Annotated in this window: 16 protein-coding genes and 1 riboswitch; of the genes, 12 read left to right on the top strand and 4 right to left on the bottom strand. The window is 48.9% G+C overall.

Annotated features, from left to right (window positions below):
* Window positions 1-5: 5 nt before the first annotated feature.
* From treC to G475_RS0111925, 3 genes are all read right to left on the bottom strand, one after another.
* Entirely contained in the window at window positions 6-1,673 is a 1,668-nt protein-coding gene (gene treC, locus G475_RS0111915) for an alpha,alpha-phosphotrehalase (RefSeq protein WP_026701500.1), read from the bottom strand.
* Window positions 1,674-1,748: 75 nt separating this feature from the next.
* Entirely contained in the window at window positions 1,749-3,170 is a 1,422-nt protein-coding gene (gene treP, locus G475_RS0111920) for a PTS system trehalose-specific EIIBC component (protein WP_026701501.1), read from the bottom strand.
* Between the two features lie 161 nt (window positions 3,171-3,331).
* Window positions 3,332-4,195 (bottom strand): YitT family protein, encoded by an 864-nt coding sequence (locus tag G475_RS0111925; RefSeq protein WP_084414100.1) that lies wholly within the window; start codon window positions 4,193-4,195, stop codon window positions 3,332-3,334.
* Between the two features lie 721 nt (window positions 4,196-4,916).
* Here G475_RS0111925 and G475_RS0111940 point away from each other — a divergent pair.
* Both G475_RS0111940 and G475_RS0111945 read left to right on the top strand, forming a co-directional pair.
* A complete protein-coding gene (locus G475_RS0111940) occupies window positions 4,917-5,909 on the top strand; it encodes an NADPH:quinone oxidoreductase family protein (RefSeq protein WP_026701503.1) in 993 nt (330 codons plus the stop codon).
* A 372-nt stretch (window positions 5,910-6,281) separates the two neighbouring features.
* Complete coding sequence (locus G475_RS0111945) at window positions 6,282-7,571, top strand: Zn-dependent hydrolase (RefSeq protein WP_026701504.1); 1,290 nt, start codon at window positions 6,282-6,284, stop codon at window positions 7,569-7,571.
* A gap of 203 nt (window positions 7,572-7,774) precedes the next feature.
* Here the strand turns inward: G475_RS0111945 and G475_RS0111950 are convergent, their stop codons facing one another.
* Window positions 7,775-8,641 carry a patatin-like phospholipase family protein gene (locus G475_RS0111950; RefSeq protein WP_026701505.1) on the bottom strand — a complete coding sequence of 289 codons (867 nt, stop codon included), beginning with the start codon at window positions 8,639-8,641 and terminating at the stop codon, window positions 7,775-7,777.
* A gap of 230 nt (window positions 8,642-8,871) precedes the next feature.
* On the opposite strand from G475_RS0111950, the gene G475_RS0111955 reads away from it, so the two are divergent.
* The 10 genes from G475_RS0111955 to purF all read left to right on the top strand — a co-directional run bounded on the left by G475_RS0111955 (window position 8,872) and on the right by purF (window position 18,297).
* Window positions 8,872-9,411 (top strand): DUF2179 domain-containing protein, encoded by a 540-nt coding sequence (locus G475_RS0111955; protein ID WP_026701506.1) that lies wholly within the window; start codon window positions 8,872-8,874, stop codon window positions 9,409-9,411.
* 133 nt (window positions 9,412-9,544) lie between these two features.
* The gene (locus G475_RS0111960; protein ID WP_026701507.1) at window positions 9,545-9,736 is read left to right on the top strand and encodes an NETI motif-containing protein; all 192 of its coding nucleotides are present in this window, start codon (window positions 9,545-9,547) and stop codon (window positions 9,734-9,736) included.
* 81 nt (window positions 9,737-9,817) lie between these two features.
* Window positions 9,818-9,919, top strand: a riboswitch (purine riboswitch).
* Window positions 9,920-10,076: 157 nt separating this feature from the next.
* Complete coding sequence (purE, locus tag G475_RS0111965; RefSeq protein ID WP_026701508.1) at window positions 10,077-10,562, top strand: 5-(carboxyamino)imidazole ribonucleotide mutase; 486 nt, start codon at window positions 10,077-10,079, stop codon at window positions 10,560-10,562.
* Window positions 10,559-11,698, top strand: coding sequence for a 5-(carboxyamino)imidazole ribonucleotide synthase (gene purK, locus G475_RS0111970; protein ID WP_026701509.1), 1,140 nt, complete (start codon window positions 10,559-10,561; stop codon window positions 11,696-11,698). Before purE ends, purK begins: the two co-directional genes overlap by 4 nt.
* Window positions 11,699-11,722: 24 nt before the next feature.
* Window positions 11,723-13,021: an adenylosuccinate lyase gene (purB, locus tag G475_RS0111975; protein ID WP_026701510.1), complete on the top strand. Its 1,299-nt coding sequence runs from the start codon at window positions 11,723-11,725 to the stop codon at window positions 13,019-13,021.
* Window positions 13,022-13,037: 16 nt separating this feature from the next.
* Entirely contained in the window at window positions 13,038-13,748 is a 711-nt protein-coding gene (gene purC / locus G475_RS0111980) for a phosphoribosylaminoimidazolesuccinocarboxamide synthase (protein WP_026701511.1), read from the top strand.
* Between the two features lie 2 nt (window positions 13,749-13,750).
* On the top strand, window positions 13,751-14,002 hold the full coding sequence (gene purS, locus G475_RS0111985; RefSeq protein WP_026701512.1) for a phosphoribosylformylglycinamidine synthase subunit PurS: 252 nt from the start codon (window positions 13,751-13,753) through the stop codon (window positions 14,000-14,002).
* The gene (gene purQ / locus G475_RS0111990) at window positions 13,999-14,682 is read left to right on the top strand and encodes a phosphoribosylformylglycinamidine synthase subunit PurQ (RefSeq protein WP_026701513.1); all 684 of its coding nucleotides are present in this window, start codon (window positions 13,999-14,001) and stop codon (window positions 14,680-14,682) included. The genes purS and purQ overlap by 4 nt, the downstream gene beginning before the upstream one ends.
* A complete protein-coding gene (gene purL / locus G475_RS0111995; protein ID WP_026701514.1) occupies window positions 14,666-16,900 on the top strand; it encodes a phosphoribosylformylglycinamidine synthase subunit PurL in 2,235 nt (744 codons plus the stop codon). Before purQ ends, purL begins: the two co-directional genes overlap by 17 nt.
* Complete coding sequence (purF, locus tag G475_RS0112000) at window positions 16,876-18,297, top strand: amidophosphoribosyltransferase (protein WP_026701515.1); 1,422 nt, start codon at window positions 16,876-16,878, stop codon at window positions 18,295-18,297. The genes purL and purF overlap by 25 nt, the downstream gene beginning before the upstream one ends.
* The last annotated feature ends 2 nt before the right edge of the window (window positions 18,298-18,299 follow it).

Consider the following 18,299-nt stretch of genomic DNA (forward strand, 5'->3'; position numbering starts at 1 on the left):
TTCATTTACTTGAGAAGATAAGCGGCAGACTCATAGGGCCGCAGAGGAAGCTGATCAATCCGCCCGGCTGTATCTTCGTAGTTGGAAATTAACAGTTCCGGTTGTTTTTCGGCCAGAAAGGCGTGAGACGCGGGCAGGTGAAAAGCGGTTTCTTCTTTATAAAAGTTGTTGATCACCAGGATGTCTTCGCCGTCCCCGGCACGCACATAACAAAAAAGCCGGGGATCGTTCTCCAGCAGAAGCTCAAAGCGGCCGGTCGTTATCGTTTCCTGGGTTTTTCGCAGATTGATTAAGACCTGATAATGGTGAAAAATCGAATTCTGCTGTTTCATGACGGTTTCTACATTAATTTTATCATAATTGGAGGAGACAGGAATCCAGGGCTCGTCTGTAGAAAAACCGGCATGTTTTTCCGCGGTCCATTGCATCGGTGTTCGAGCGTTGTCCCTGGATTTCTGCTGAATCACGGCCATCACTTTGGATTCGTCCATGCCCTGATCCAGCAGCTGCCGGTAATGGTTCAGGGTTTCGACGTCTCTATAGTGATCAATGTCTGCGAAATCGGGATTGGTCATGCCGATTTCTTCCCCCTGGTAGATATAAGGGGTTCCCTGAAGAAAATGCAGGACAGTGGCGAGCATTTTCGCTGATTCCGCGTGATACTCCCCATCATCGCCGAATCGGGATACGGCACGGGGCTGATCGTGGTTGCACCAGAACAGGGCATTCCAGCCGCCGCCTTTCTGTATTTCTTCCTGCCATTCTGCCAGTATTTTCTTTAATGATAGAAAATCCACATCGCCCAGTGCCCATTTTTCACCGGCAGGATAGTCTACTTTCAAATGATGGAAGTTAAATGTCATATTCAGCTCCCGGCGGTCTGGTCTTGTGTACTTAATACAATGATCGATGGTCGTGGAGGACATTTCCCCAACGGTCATAATGTCATAGCGGGAAAACACCCGGCGGTTCATTTCATGCATGAATTCATGCACCCGCGGCCCATCTGTGTAGAATTTTTTTCCGCTGCCGTAGTCATCACTCGGAAAATCCTGGTGTTTGGATATCAGGTTAATGACGTCCAGTCGGAACCCGTCGACTCCTTTTTGAAACCAAAAATTCATCATGTCATACAACTTCTGGCGCAGTTCTGGATTTTCCCAGTTCAGGTCAGCCTGGCTTGTATCAAATAAGTGAAGATAGTACTGCTCCGTCCGTTTATCATGTTCCCAGGCCGGACCGCCGAATTTGGACTCCCAGTTGTTCGGCTCTGCCCCGTTGACAGGGTCCTTCCAGATATAATAATCACGGTATGGATTATCCTTCGCCTTTCTGGCTTCCTGGAACCAGGGATGGTCGGTCGATGTATGATTGACTACGATATCCATAATAATTTTTAGGCTTCGCTGATGAGCTTCCTGCAGCAGGCGCTCCACATCCTCCATCGTACCGAAGGAGGCATGAATGGAAAAATAATCGCTGATATCATAGCCGTTATCTTTTTGGGGGGAAGCATAGATGGGAGTAAGCCAGATGACATCGGCACCAAGTGTCTTGATGTAATCCAGCTTGTTGATGATCCCTTGAATATCGCCAGTCCCGCTGCCGGTCGTATCATTGAAGCTTTTTGGATAGATTTGGTAGACGACGGCTTTTCTCCACCACTCCTGCATAACACACCCCTCCTTGAGAAATAAGGGAAATGGACCGGCCCGCGCCTTTTCCTACGGGTCAGCCCAACTCCCCCTTTAGACTTCAACCTTTTTAAATTTAACATAAAGATAGGTTAGAACAAACGGTACGACAATGGAAATCCCCATGCCGACGGCAAATACAAACCAGAACTGCGGATAAATCGAGAAAATACCGGGAACGCCGCCGACCCCGATGGAGGTGGCGAGTACATCATTCATTGTAATGAAAACAGCCGCAATAGCCGAACCAATAATGGCGCAGATGAATGGAAAACGATAGCGGATGTTCACCCCGAACATTGCCGGTTCTGTTACTCCTAAAAAGGCGGAAATGCCGGAAGAAAACGACAGCCCGCGTAATTTTTCATCTTTGGAGGCCATCATTATTGCAAACGCAGCCGCGCCCTGGGCAATGTTGGACAAAGCGAGAATCGGCCACAAAAACGTTCCTTCCAGGTCGCTGTTGATAAGCTGGATATCGACAGCCAGGAAGGTATGATGCAGCCCGGTAACAACCATCGGGGCGTATAAAAGACCGTACAATAAACCGCCAAGGGCGGAGAAACTTTGAAAGGTAGCAATGAAAAAGTCCGTAATCACATTTCCGAGCGCAAACGTTACCGGTCCAATGACAACAAACGCGAGAAAGCCAGTGATTAACAGCGCGCCGGGAGCAACGATTAACATAGAAATGGCATCAGGTACCCGTTTCGATAAAAAGATTTCAATTTTTGCGAGAATATACGAAGCCACAAGCATCGGCAGAACCTGGCCCTGATAGCCCAGCTTTTCTATTTCCAGTCCGAATAAGTTCCACGTCGGGACGTCCCCTGCTTCTTTGGCATCTGCATAGCCGTAAGCACTTAACAGCTCAGGGTGAACGAGAACAAGACCCATGACAATACCAAGAAGCGGGTTCCCTCCAAACTGACGGACCGCTGACCAGCCGATCAAAGCAGGGAGAAAGGTGAATGCCGTACTGGCAATGACGTTAATAATGTTGGCAAAATCGGCCCACTGGGTATGCACATCCACCACGGACTGTCCATCATAAAAAATGTCAGGCCCGGTTAAAATATTGTTAATACCGAGCAGCAGCCCTGCCGTTACGATGGCGGGCAGAATCGGAATAAAAATGTCACCGAGCATTTTGACAAACCGCTGCAGCAGGTTCATATTCTGCTGGGCGGCTTCTTTCGTTTCCTCTTTGGAAGATGCTTCGATCCCGGTGATATCGGTTAAGATTTTATATACTTTTTCTACGGTTCCCTGTCCGATAATCACCTGGAACTGCCCGCTGGTGGAAAAAGCACCACGGACCACGTCGATACTTTCCAGCTTTTCCTGATCTACTTTACTTTCATCGTGAAGAGCAAACCGCAGTCTCGTTACACAGTGTGTAACCGAATTGATGTTTTCCTGCCCGCCAATGGCCTCCAGAATGTGTTCGACAGATTTTTTGCTGACTTTGGCCACAAAAGGCACCTCCTTGCAAACGTTTTCAAATGATGAAAAGAAAAAGAGCGGAATAAATAATAAAAAAATAACCGCTTGCAAATTAACTTGTATATACAAATTTAATTTCTCTTAAAGTTTAACTTGTATATACAAATAGGTCAAGCAAAAAATCAATTATGTTATTCCGGATCGTAGGTAAAACCTTCTCCGGCTACTTCTTTCACGTCGTGGACAGAGACAAACGCATAAGGATCGACATCGGAAATAATCGACTTCAGCTGAATGAGCTGGTTGCGGTTCACCACACAATACAGAACATTACGTTCATCTTTTGTGAAACTTCCTTTTCCAGTTAAAACGGTGGAACCACGGCGCATGCGCTGAATAATCGCATCTGAAATAGAATCCGTGTGATTGGAGATAATCATTGCTGATTTTGCGGCATTGGCTCCTTCAATGATGAAGTCAATCACACGCGCAGCCACAAAAACAGCGACCAGGGTATACATCGCCTGCGGCAGTGTTAAATGCACAAGCGAGAAGGTAATAACAAAGGCGTCAAAGAAAAACATCGCGGAGCCAATTCCGGTGCCTAAGTATTTCTCAGCGAGTCGGGCAATAATGTCCGCGCCGCCCGTGGTGCCGCCTGCCCGAAAAATGATGCCAAGACCGGAACCAGCAAATACGCCGGCAAACAAAGAAACAAGTATCATATCGTTTTGTAGAAAAACGTCGGCATGCCAGTAATTTTCAAAAAAGGAAAGGGCAACAGAAACCATAACCGTCCCATAAAGGCTGTAGATAAAAACCTTCCGCCCCAGCAGTTTATAGCCAATAATAAATAACGGTACATTTAACACCAGGTTGGACACCGAGGGGGGTATCGAGAGAAGATAATAAATAATCAGGCTCAGCCCGGTAAATCCCCCGTGGGCCAGTCCATTTTGTAAATTAAAATGAATAATCCCAAAAGCAAAAATAAAAGCACCCAGCGTAATAATCAGGAAATTAGAAAAACGCAGGCCGTGCAGCCACTGTCTCATAGAATGGTGCTCCTTTCTTCCAGATTTAGAAAAATAATGACCGCCATAGCGGAATATCGGAAGGTGTTTGTGAATCATGATGAAACTTTAAAAGGTTTATCTGAACGGAAAATGGACGCCTGGAGACTGGGCCGTACAGTATATTCCTTAGTCCAGGCGGTTTTCCAAGCTATGTTTTCTCATTCGTAAGATGTTACGTTTTGATATTCAGTTCCGGCCGGAGGTTCATAGGCACACCTCAAGAGCCGGTCATAGTTGTGGAGGACACGAATGATTGAAACGAACCCCTTATCGTTCTCCAAATTAGATTCGGAACCCATCGGCAGGTAGAAAAGAGGGAGGATCGGCCCCCAAATGCTTTTGGAGGCCGCGAGCAAAAAAGGGAAGAAACCTACTGGCCTCCAACCTCTCCATGGGGCTTGTGAGGTCTAAGAAATTACACTATAATGTCCTCCAGTTTTCCTGCATAACTCCAGTCCATTCATCGTATTGGTTTGCTGCCCGCGGATAGCGTCCTGTTTGAAGCGGATGCTGAGAGTAAAAGCGGGAGTAGGGAAAACAGATGAGTGCAAAGGATGGAACATGGGAGACTTCTCCAAAAATCCGTTTTTCTTATGCTTTTTTTAGTATTGCCCATCTGCGCGAAGGCAAATCATTGGATTGAAGGAAAGGAGAAATGGGAAAATGGAAATGGTATCGTTTATTAAAGGAGGTTGTTTCGTTGAGCAGTTTTCAGGCATTAATGGTAGAGAAAGCAGGCGAACATAATATTTCCAGGGAAATCCGCCATCTGTCGCTGGAGGATCTGCCGGAAGGGGAAATTCTGGTAAAGGTACACTACTCCAGTGTAAACTTTAAGGATGGGATGGCTGCGATGGCTGACGGTAATATCGTTAATGAATATCCGATGGTACCGGGGATTGACCTGTCCGGCGTGGTGGAAGAGTCCAAAGACCCCCGGTTTTCCAAAGGGGATCACGTCATTGTCACCAGCTATGAGCTGGGTGTTTCCCACTTTGGAGGGTTTGCGGAATATGCCCGTGTACCGGTCGATTGGGTGGTGCCGCTTCCGGAAAACCTGACCTTGAAAGAAGCGATGATTTACGGTACAGCTGGTTTTACGGCAGGGCTTTCTGTAATGCGTCTGGAGGAAGAAGGGATTCAGCCGGAAGACGGGACGATCCTTGTCACAGGAGCGACAGGCGGCGTCGGAAGTATGGCAGTTGCGATGCTCTCCAGTCTCGGGTATGAGGTGGCGGCCAGCACCGGGAAAGAGTCGGAGCATGGTTTTTTAAAGCAGCTTGGTGCCTCGCACATTCTTACCCGTGAAGATGTGCAGCCTGAAACTATACGGCCGCTGGATAAACAGCGCTGGGCTGGAGCTGTGGATCCTGTCGGAGGCGAAACCCTCGCGTATGTACTGAGCTCTTTATCGTATGACGGGGCTGTGGCTGTCAGTGGATTAACAGCAGGAACCAAAGTACCGGCCACCGTATTTCCGTTTATCCTGCGTGGTATTACGCTGGCCGGAATTGATTCAGTGAACTGCCCGATGCCGCGCCGGGTTAAGGTCTGGAACCGTTTGGCTTCCGATATGAAAGACACGGAAAAGCTGGAACAGATCGCAAGCTATATTTCTTTGCAGGAACTTCCTTCAGCCCTAGATCAAATTTTACAGGGGCAGGTACAGGGAAGAAAGGTAGTTACCCTGTAACGAAGGACAGCTGGGGACAAGCGGCGTCCCAACTGCCCGTCTGCAGCGGAGGCGTTCCAAAAGCAGTCAACTTCTACGATGATAAGGGCGGTGGTTGAGCAAATTTCTCAACCGCCGTTTTTTATTAGAGGATAAAAAGGGTAGAAGTTTGGTTTTTTCGAAATTCAGCTTCACCGCCCAGCTGCCCGGAGGTGCGCGTTGTGGGACCGTTCGACGTTGTCACCAGATTCGTGGAGCTGACGTTTATGAATTGTTTTTATGGAGGGGACCTCCTTCCATTTTCTATTCTCTATAGAATAGGGTTGAAGGGTACCGTCCTTTCTACTACACTATGTGGAACGGTAAAACTTAAGCGGAGTATGGGGGAAAAAGATGAATATCTTTACAAAAGAGAGACTGCTTGCTTCGAAACCTGACTGCAGAGAGTACCCTTCGTTGGATCCAGATATTCTCGCAGAACGGCTGGCTGCTTTAGCGGAAATTGGAAAAACAGAAGAGGGCGGCATTACGAGATTTGTTTATACAAACGAGGAAGAACAGGCAAAACGGCTGTTTCAATCATGGATGGAGCAGGCAGGTCTAACCGTGCGGGAGGATCATGCCGGCAACCTTTTCGGACGTCTGGAAGGAACGGATCCGGCTCTTCCCGTTTTATTGACGGGGTCTCATCTGGATACAGTGCCTAATGGGGGAGCTTTTGACGGAGCACTGGGATGTGTGAGCTCATTAATGGCGGTGGAAGCTGTTATACAAGGGCAGGGAAGAATCACTCATCCTATTGAAGTGGTGGTATTTACCGATGAAGAAGGGTCCCGCTTTGGAAGCGGTCTGCTTGGAAGCCGGATTGTGATGGGGGAAGTCACAAAAGAAGACTTGTTCCAGATGAGGGATGATTACGATACGACAGCGGCCGAGGCGATGAAGCGGCAGGGATATTCCCCTAATAAACTGAAACACTGCTACCTGCCTCCGGAATCGATTAAAGCTTTTTTAGAAGTACACGTGGAGCAGGGAAAACAGCTTGAACAGTACGAAAAGAGTGTAGGAATTGTCAATGGCATCGCCGGGCCTTCCTGGATTGAAGTGGCCTTCATAGGAGAGACGGACCACGCCGGCAATACGCCGATGACCATGCGTCACGACGCCGCCGCAGCAGCCGCAGAATGGATGACCATTGTTGAGAAGATTCCACCCGAAATTAGTTCCACGGCAGTTGCTACTGTTGGTAAAATGACCCTTAGTCCAAACGGTTCCAACGTCATCGCAGGGCGGGCCGACTTGATTGTTGATGTGAGAGATATAAAGGAAGAAAATAGAGATGAAATGCTGGATAGAATAGAAAAAGCAGCCCGTCAAATAGCAGCCGACAGAGGGCTGCATGTCGAAACCAATCTACAGATCCGGATACCGCCGGTTCCTATTCCGGAGTGGATCCAGCATAAAATGGAAGCTTCTGCTGACATGCTGAATCTTCCCTACCTTCATTTACCAAGCGGAGCCGGGCATGATGCTATGATTCTTGGGAAATATGTACCATCCGGTTTAATTTTCGTGCCGAGTGTTCAGGGAAAAAGTCACAGCCCGGAGGAATTTACGGAGTTGAAAGACTGCCTGGACGGCGCAGCACTGCTCCATAAAACCATCCTATCTGTCGGCGAATAAAATGAAACGGAGTTTGGGCCGGATTTTCCCAAGCCAGCGTCCGGAGTTGAATCACAAGGGTCCGGTCTTTTTCTTATAGCAGACTTTTGATATCGCCCCTGTTAAGCAGAAACTTTTCATTAAAAAAAGGACAGATCCTGGGTTTTCCCAAGATCTGTTTTTCTTTATAATGCAGAAAGTATGGTGTCCCTTAACAGCGGGGCTTATGTAGCAGACGAATACATATTGTCCAGCCAGTCCGGAAATTCGTGGTGAAGATGAGAGGCGTCTTCAAACCCTGCCTGATACATTTCTTTTAACTTCACCGGGTCTTTTTCGGTGCGGTGCACATGCAGGGAAGCACCGGGCCGCAGTACCTTGATTTGGCCCTCCTCTTCCAGTTTCTCCACTTCCGCCATCGTTTTATTATAAAGAGCTGGTCTATTTATTAAGGCCTGAACGAACCCGGGGTAGTTTTTGTAATATTTTCGTGCCAGTTTTCCAAGTTTAAAAGGTTCTTTACGGTAGCCTCTCGGCCGGGTCAGAACGATCACATTATAAGGAAAGCCGTCTGCAATCGATTTGTGGATCGGAATAGGATCGGAAACGCCGCCGTCCAACAACTGAAATCCTTTATAATGGACGACAGGGGCAAGCATGGGGAGACTGCTGGAGGCGCGTACGGCCGTCAGCACATCCTCCTCCTTCTGGTGATAGATATAATGAGGCCGGCCTGTTTTAATATCTGTAGTGCCGATAACAAATGTCTGGCTGCTGTTGTTCATCTGGTCCATATCCAGCGGTACAAGATGATTCGGAACTTCGTCGTATAAAAAGTTCATCCCAAACAGACTTTTTTCCCGCCATAAATTTCGAAGACTGAGGAACCTCGAGTCTCCGGCCATGCCAATATTTACTTTTTTATTCCGTCCCTTCTGCCTGGCTAAATAAGAACAGGCCACCGATGCTCCGGAAGAAACGCCCAGTACATATGGAAAATGGATATCATGTTCCAAAAAATACTCCAGAACACCGGCTGTATACACCCCGCGCATGCCTCCGCCTTCGAGCACCAGTCCAATTGAATTCATGACAAAGACCCCTTTTTCACTCTTCCAAAAAGTAACATCGTTTAAGTAAATCCTAGCAAATGAAAGATAAACTCTCAAGCCGCATGCTTCGAGTTATTCCCTCCCTGTCAGTGCGGGGCAGGATACGAAAAAAGGCGAATGATTACTACTTCCCCCTTCCTCAGAATCGTGATATATTTTTTTCGAAAATTGCTGCATGCGATGATTAAAGGAAAGCGGTGGTGAAAAAGATGATGAATCTGTTACTTGAGAATGCCTGGTCCATGCTGCTTGTTATTTTTTTCATTAATATTGTGTATGTCTCGTTGTTTACGCTTAGAATGATTTTTACACTGAAGGGGCAGAATTACACCGCAGGTTGTGTCGGCATGGTCGAGATTATCATCTATGTAGCAGGCCTTGGACTGGTTCTTGATAACATTGACAACATCTTGAATCTGCTCGTTTATGCGATTGGGTTTGGGCTGGGGATTGTCGTCGGTATGAAAATTGAAGAAAAGCTGGCTTTAGGTTATATTACGGTAAATGTTATCACAAAAGAATATGAACCGGATATACCAAACGCGCTTCGGGATAAAGGTTATGGGGTGACAAACTGGATTGCTTACGGGAGGGAAGGGGAGCGTCTGATGATGGAAATCCTCACCTCCCGGCGCTCGGAGTTTGATTTGTATGACAGCGTCAAAAAACTGGATGCAAAAGCCTTTATTATTTCCCATGAACCTAAAGCATTTTTCGGCGGATTCTGGGTAAAAGGTATCCGAAAATAGAGGGGGGGTTTTCCCTCAGCAGGGGGAGATCCCAATATAATAAGGAGCAGAGGCTCAATGATCTTATCTCCTGCTTACAGGAAGCTGGAGTTTTGCAGACGCTGCCTCCGGGATAAAGAAAGGAGAATGAGGCATGGCGAAAAAGAAGCGGTTCGAAGTGGAAGAAGGAGAAACGATTGCAGACTGTCTCGCCCGCATGAAAGCTGAAGGCTATATTCCAGTGCGGCGCATGGAAAAACCTGTGTTCCAGGAAGTGAAGCAAAACGGAAAAACGGAAAGAATTCCAGTGAAACAACAGATTATATTTGAGGCAAACCCTCAATAACCGAACATTAATTGTTTTTCACTTGGAAATGTTCGATTTTTAATTGACAGATTTCATGACATCCTGTTAAGCTGTATTTGTAATGATACGAAAAAACAGCCTCATATATGATCAGGGATAAGGCCTGATAGTTTCTACCCGGCGACCGTAAATGGCCGGACTATGAGGGAAAGTATGGCAGGGAACCGGTGGACAGACAGGCGGCCGGAAGGTCATTTGTCCTGTTTGTATGGTACTGGATAAGATAATCATCCCCGGCTGAGGAACAGCTTTCTCTTGACCCAGAAACTGCTCAAGTCCGGGGTATTTTTATTGTTCAATGGAAGGAGTAGGTCTGAACATGGGTGCACAAGTAGGCGTCATTATGGGAAGTACATCGGACTGGGAAACAATGAAACACGCGGTGGATGTATTGGAGGAGTTGAATATTTCTTATGAAAAAAAAGTCGTGTCGGCCCACCGCACGCCGGATTTAATGTTTGAATATGCAGCCTCCGCCAGAGAGAGAGGTTTGAAGGCAATCATAGCCGGAGCAGGCGGGGCAGCCCATTTGCCTGGAATGGTCGCGGCGAAAACAATCCTTCCGGTTATCGGAGTACCTGTTCAGTCGAAGGCATTGGATGGGATGGATTCCCTTTTGTCCATTGCCCAGATGCCTGGTGGAGTACCTGTTGCAACGGTGGCGATCGGCAAATCCGGAGCTGTTAACGCCGGTCTTCTGGCTGCCCGGTTTTTAGGAGCGTTCGACGAAGAAGTAGCGGAACGGCTGCAGCAGCACCGGGAAGATATGCGTCAAAAAGTAATGGAGACGGGGGATTTGTCATGACGAGCTTGATCAAACCTGGAAAAACCATAGGAATTCTGGGGGGCGGCCAGCTTGGCCGGATGATGGCCCTGTCCGCACGCGAAATGGGATACCGGATTGCGGTCCTCGAACCAAAACCGGATGCCCCGACCGCCCAGATCGCTGATGTATCCGTGGAAGCGGCTTACGATGATCGCAAAGCGGCAAAACAGCTGGCAGAACACTGTGATGTACTCACCTATGAATTTGAAAATATCGATGCCGATACTGCTTCTTTTCTCGAAAATACGATGTATCTTCCGCAGGGAAGCAAGCTTCTTTATACGACGAAACACCGGGTTCGTGAAAAACAGGCGGTCCAGGATGCCGGAGTGGAAGTTTCGCCTTACCGGCCTGTATCCTCCGTGGAAGCTCTGGAGAATGCACTGCAGGACATCGGCTGTCCGGCTGTGCTGAAAACGTGTCAGGGCGGGTACGACGGTAAAGGTCAAGTCGTTATTAATGAAGACACAGAGATAAAGGAAGCCTTTCAGGAACTGGCTGCTCAGACGACAGATCTGGTAGTGGAAGCGTGGATCCCGTTCGAAAAAGAAATTTCTGTTATTGTCACCCGAAGTACTAACGGAGAAACGGCCGTATTCCCGGTAGGGGAAAATATACATAAAAATAATATTCTGCACCAGACGATCGTCCCGGCTTCGATTTCTTCGGAAACGGAAGAACGGGCCCGGGAGATGGCCTGCAGGCTTGCAGAAAAATTCGAACTTGTAGGTACGCTGGCGGTAGAAATGTTCGTGTTGGACGAAGAAACCGTCTACGTCAACGAAGTGGCGCCGCGGCCGCACAATTCCGGCCATTATACGATAGAAGCGTGCGCGACGTCGCAGTTCGATCAGCATGTCCGTGCGGTTTGCGGCTGGCCGCTTGGTTCCACGGAACTTCTGAAGCCGGTGGTGATGACTAATATTTTAGGAGAGGATGTTTCGTACGTTTTGGACAACCTTGCAGAGTTTGCAGAAGGCCATGTTCATTTTTATGGGAAACAGGATGCCAAAACCGGCCGGAAAATGGGGCACTGGACCGTCTTGGGTGCGACAAGAAACGAGGCCATGGCAACAACAGAAAAAGTGTGGAGAGAAAGAATGGACACTGAATAATCGATAGAGAGTGGAGGAAATCGCATGATTGAACGGTATACGCGCCCGGAAATGGGCGCCATCTGGACAGACGAGAACCGCTTTAAGGCGTGGCTGGAGGTGGAAATCTCCGCCTGTGAAGCGTGGGCGGAATATGGAGAGATTCCGAAAGAAGATGTCGCAAAAATCCGCGAAAATGCTGGATTTGATGTCCAGCGGATTCATGAAATAGAAGCAGAAACACGCCACGATGTAGTGGCCTTTACCCGGGCTGTTTCGGAAACTCTAGGGGAAGAGAGAAAGTGGGTGCACTATGGTCTGACATCCACGGATGTAGTGGATACAGCTCTCTCCTATCTTTTAAAACAGGCAAATGACATTCTGCTCCGGGATCTGGAACGCTTCCTGGCGGTGTTGAAGGCCAAAGCACAGGAACACAAATACACCGTTATGATGGGCCGGACCCACGGTGTGCATGCGGAACCGACCACGTTCGGCATGAAACTCGCGCTCTGGTATGAGGAAATGAAACGAAATATTGAACGTTTTAAAGCAGCCTCCGAAACGGTACGAGTCGGTAAGCTCTCCGGGGCTGTCGGTACATTCGCTAACATTCCTCCCTTCATTGAAGCCACTGTCTGTGAAAAACTTGGCCTGGAGCCGGCTCCAGTTTCCACCCAGACGCTGCAGCGGGACCGTCATGCTCATTACATGAGTACGCTGGCATTGATTGCTACATCTATTGAAAAAATGGCCGTCGAAATCCGCGGCCTTCAGAAAAGCGAAACCCGGGAAGTTGAAGAGTTTTTCGCTAAAGGGCAGAAAGGCTCCTCTGCGATGCCGCATAAACGCAATCCCGTCGGCTCGGAAAATATGACCGGTATTGCCAGGGTGATCCGCGGCCATATGATGACAGCGTACGAAAATGTTCCCCTTTGGCATGAACGCGACATTTCGCATTCCTCTGCGGAACGAATCATTCTCCCAGATGCGACGATTGCTCTCAATTATATGCTTAACCGCTTTGCCCGAATTGTAGAACAGTTAACAGTCTTCCCGGAAAATATGAAAGCCAATATGGACCGCACCTACGGACTGATTTATTCCCAGCAGGTGCTGCTGACGCTTATCAACAAAGGGATGGCAAGAGAAGAAGCCTATGATCTTGTCCAGCCGAAAGCGATGGAAGCCTGGGAACGAGGGGTTTCCTTCCGTTCCATCGTAGAGCAGGATTCCCGTATTACCGATACGTTAACCCCGGAAGAACTCGACGGCTGTTTTGACTACAACCATCACCTGCGCGAAATTGATACGGTATTTCAGCGCACTGGTTTAGAAACATAAAAAGGAGGAGCCCGGAATGGAAAAGCGGGAACTGCTGTATGAAGGCAAAGCGAAGAAACTTTACGGCACAGAACATCCAGAACTCTTGTGGGTGGAATACAAAGATGACGCCACCGCTTTTAACGGCGAAAAACAGGAAGTGCTGGCCGGCAAAGGCCGTCTGAACAATATCATTTCCTCCATGCTGTTTCGGACGCTGTCTGAAGCGGATATCCCCAGTCATTTTGAAAAAAAACTGTCAGAGACCGAGCAGCTCGTCCGTAAAACAACAATTATTCCACTTGAAGTTGTCGTCCGCAACATCGTGGCCGGAAGTCTTCACCGCAGAACCGGAGTGGCGGAAGGAATCGAACTCGATCAGCCTATTGTGGAATTTTACTATAAAGATGATGAACTAGGTGACCCGCTCATTAATGACGATCACATCCGTATGCTGGAAGCAGCTGAGCCGGACCAGTTGGAAGAGATGAGAACACAGGCGCTCGCTGTTAATGAAACATTGAAAACCCACTTTCATACTCACGGGCTGCTTCTTGTGGATTTCAAGCTGGAATTCGGTATCACCGCAGAAGGCAGCCTGCTGCTGGCAGATGAAATTTCTCCAGATACCTGCCGCCTGTGGGATAAAAAAACACGGGAAAAGTTTGATAAAGATGTATTCCGCTATGGCCTTGGGTCGCTGCAGGAAGGCTATACCGAAATTTTAAAAAGACTGGGAGGGGCCTGAATATGATAAAAGTCCACGTTTATGTGACGTTGAAAGAAGGAGTATTGGATCCGCAGGGGAGTGCCGTAACGAATTCTCTTCATGCGATGAATTATGAAGAAGTGAAAAATGTCCGCATTGGTAAATACATGGAGCTGGAAGTGGAAAACACAAAAAATGTGGAACAGCGGATTGAAGAAATGTGCGAAAAACTATTATCCAATCCCGTGATAGAGGATTACACCTATACGATCGGGGAGGCGGTTTCTTCATGAAATTCGCGGTGATTGTATTTCCGGGCTCCAACTGCGACGATGACATGTTTTATGCTATTCAGGACGGCCTGGAGGAAGAGGTAGAGAAAGTGTGGTACACCGAAACGAGTCTCGCGGCGTATGACGCGATTCTGATTCCCGGCGGCTTCTCCTACGGGGATTATCTCCGCTCCGGCGCTATTGCCCGGTTCGCCCCGGTAATGGAAAGCGTCATGGAAGAAGCGGAAAAAGGTAAACCGGTGCTCGGTGTCTGCAACGGATTTCAGGTGCTGCTGGAAGCACGCCTGCTCCCGGGAGCGATGCAGCGAAACAAGAACTTAAAGTTTATCTGCCGTCCGACTCCCCTGAACGTAGTAAGTAATAACACCATGTTTACAACGGAATATGAAAAAGGCAGGAATGTAACGATTCCCGTAGCACACGGAGATGGAAATTACTATTGCGACGACAAAACCCTGGAGAAACTGAAGTCCAACAATCAGGTTGTTTTCACGTATGAGACGGATATCAACGGGTCGGCCGCTGGTATCGCCGGTATCATTAATGAAAAAGGCAATGTACTCGGCATGATGCCCCACCCGGAACGCGCCATGTCCGATCTGCTTGGAAGTGCCGACGGTCTGCAGCTGTTTCAATCGATGTTAAAAAACTGGAGGGAATCACATGTCCTTGCTCCTTGAGCCATCACCGCAGCAAATTAAAGACGACAAACTCTATCAGGAAATGGGAATGACAGAGGAAGAATTTGCCATGGCGGAAAAAATTCTCGGCCGCCTTCCAAACTATACAGAAACGGGCGTTTTTTCCGTTATGTGGTCCGAACACTGCAGCTACAAGCATTCGAAGGTATTATTACGGAAATTCCCGAGTAAAGGTGAAAAGGTGCTGCAGGGACCGGGGGAAGGAGCTGGAATCATTGATATCGGGGACGGCCAGGCGGTGGCGTTCAAGGCAGAAAGCCACAACCACCCTTCCGCGGTTGAACCGTATCAGGGGGCGGCGACCGGGGTCGGCGGCATTTTACGTGATGTTTTTTCGATGGGGGCCAAGCCGATTGCCCTTTTGAATTCCCTCCGTTTCGGCGAACTACAGACGGCCCGGGGCCGTTACTTGTTTGAGGAAGTGGTTGCCGGAATTGCGGGCTATGGCAATTGTGTCGGCGTTCCAACGATCGGCGGGGAAATCCAATTCGATCCATGTTATGAAGGCAATCCACTGATGAATGCCATGTGTGTCGGCCTGATTAATCATGAAGATATCCAAAAAGGTGTCGCCAGAGGTACCGGCAATACGGTGATGTATGTTGGAGCTAGTACCGGCAGAGATGGGATTCACGGAGCCACCTTCGCATCAGAAGAATTAAGTGATGAATCAGAAAGCAAACGGCCCTCCGTACAGGTCGGCGATCCATTCATGGAGAAGCTTTTGATGGAGGCCTGCCAGGAACTGGTGCAGCTTGATTCACTGATCGGCATACAGGACATGGGAGCTGCCGGTCTTGCCTCTTCTTCGTCGGAGATGGCAAGCAAGGCCGGCTACGGCATTGAAATGAACTTGGATAAAGTACCTCAGCGGGAGCAGGATATGACCCCCTATGAAATGATGCTTTCCGAGTCCCAGGAACGTATGCTTCTCGTGGTGAAAAAAGGACACGAACAGGAAATCCGCGACATTTGTGATCATTGGGGACTGTATGCTGCGGAAGTAGGGCATGTCATTGAGGAGCAAAAGCTCCGTCTCCTTTTTCAAGGGGAAGTCGCAGCGGACATTCCAGCCGATGCCCTCGCGGAAGAAGCACCGGTATATCATCCGGACTCCATTGAACACCGGGCGTTCCCAAAAAATCAGCAGATCAAAGATATTCGTTTTCACGTGGATAATCCGAAGCAGACGCTGCTTGATCTCCTGCAGCAGCCAACGATTGCAAGCAAGGAATGGGTCTATGATCAATATGATTACATGGTTCAGACCAACACTGCAGTGCGGCCCGGTTCAGATGCTGCAGTTCTTAAGGTGCGCGGGAAGAACAAAGCTCTCGCCATGACCACGGACTGCAATTCCCGCTTCCTTTATCTCGATCCCGAGACCGGCGGGAAAATCGCAGTAGCTGAAGCGGCTCGTAATATCGTTTGTTCAGGTGGAACTCCGCTCGGGTTGACAGACTGCCTTAATTACGGCAGCCCGGAAAACCCGGAAATCTACTGGCAGCTGGAAAAATCAACAGACGGCATGAGCGAAGCCTGCTCTGCTCTTGATACCCCGGTAATCGGCGGAAATGTATCCCTGTATAACGAAACCCAGGCCGGTGCTGTCTATCCGACCCCCGTGGTCGGTATGGTCGGTTTAATTGAAGACCTGGCCCACATTACGACGCAGTCATTTAAACAAGCCGGGGATGCCATCTATGTCATTGGCGGAGCAAAGCCGGAGTTTGGCGGAAGTGAACTGCAGAAACTGCTGGACGGTGACATTTCCGGACCGGCGCCGACACTTGACCTGGAAGTGGAAAAACGGCGGCAGCAGGAGCTGCTTAAAGCGATCCGTCAAGGCTACGTTCGTTCTGCCCATGATCTGGCAGAAGGAGGACTTGGGGTCGCACTGGCAGAGAGTATGATGGACACAGGCGGTCTTGGGGCAAGTGTGACGGTGCAGGAAGAAGAAACAGCGGCAGCCTTGTTTGCGGAAACGCAGTCTCGTTTTCTTGTTTCTGTCCCGCAGGAAAAAATAGAAGCTTTTGAATCAATCGTGACGGACGCGGCATTCCTTGGAAAGGTAACAAATGATCCAAAACTTGACGTGTATCAGCCATCAGGTGAAAAAGTACTGGAGGCAGCGGCAGAACAATTAGAACGTGCCTGGAAAGGAGCCATTCCATGCTTGGTGAAATCAAGGGATTAAATGAAGAGTGCGGTGTTTTCGCCCTGTGGGGCCATAAAGAAGCGGCCCAGCTTGCCTACTACGGCCTGCACAGCATGCAGCACCGCGGCCAGGAAGGGGCCGGCATTGTAGTCAGCGATGAAGAAAAGCTGTTGATTCATAAGGGGCTCGGTCTTGTGAATGATGCGTTTAAAGAAGGGAATCTGGAGGAACTGGAGGGGCATGCTGCCCTCGGGCATGTCCGTTATGCTACAGCAGGCGGCGGCGGTCTTGATAATTGTCAGCCGCTGATGTTCCGTTCCCAAACAGACAGCCTGGCAATCGCCCATAACGGCAATCTTGTGAACGCACACAATCTGAAACTTGAACTGGAAGATCAGGGCAGTATTTTTCAATCCACATCGGACACGGAAGTGATCGCCCACTTGATCAAACGCAGTATCTATCCGCGGATGGAAGATAAATTGAGCGATGCGCTTTCAATGGTGGAGGGGGCTTATGCGCTCGCGGTGATGACCGAGGATAAACTGCTTGTGGCCCAGGATCCGTACGGCCTCCGCCCTCTCAGTATCGGAAAGTTGGGGGACTCGTATGTTGTTGCTTCGGAAACCTGTGCCTTTGATGTTATCGGCGCCAGGTATGAAAGGGAAGTGCAGCCCGGAGAAATCATCACCTTTGACAACAGCGGCATGCATTCGGAACTATATGCCAAATCGCAGGACAGACGGATGTGCAGCATGGAATACATTTATTTTTCCCGTCCTGATTCCAATATTGATCAGATTAATGTGCACACCGCCCGTAAAAACCTCGGAAAGAAATTGGCTCAGGAAGCGCCGGTGGAAGCGGATATCGTTACCGGTGTGCCCGATTCTTCCATTTCCGCCGCTATCGGCTATGCGGAGGAAACCGGGATTCCCTATGAAATGGGGATGATTAAGAATCGCTATGTTGGCCGTACGTTCATTCAGCCTTCCCAGGAACTGCGGGAACAGGGCGTGAAAATGAAGCTGTCACCAGTGCGCGGCGTTGTCGAAGGAAAACGGGTCGTTATGGTGGATGATTCCATTGTACGAGGTACTACAAGCCGACGCATTGTGACAATGTTAAAAGAAGCCGGGGCTGCGGAAGTGCATGTGCGGATCAGCTCCCCGCCCATTACTCATCCTTGCTTTTACGGCATTGATACATCGACCAAGTCAGAATTGATCGCCGCCAGCTATACGGTGGAAGAAATGCGGGAGGAGATGGGGGCTGATACGCTCTCTTTCATCAGCATAGACGGGATGCTTTCCGGCATCGGACGCAGCAGCAGAGAGTCAAACTGCGGCCAGTGCCTTGCCTGCTTTACCGGAAATTATCCCACGGATATCTATGAGGATACGCTTCATCCACATGACAAAGTAATCAATGGCTAAAA

Source organism: Salibacterium aidingense DSM 18341 (assembly GCF_000429685.1).
GTDB lineage: Bacteria > Bacillota > Bacilli > Bacillales > Marinococcaceae > Salibacterium > Salibacterium aidingense.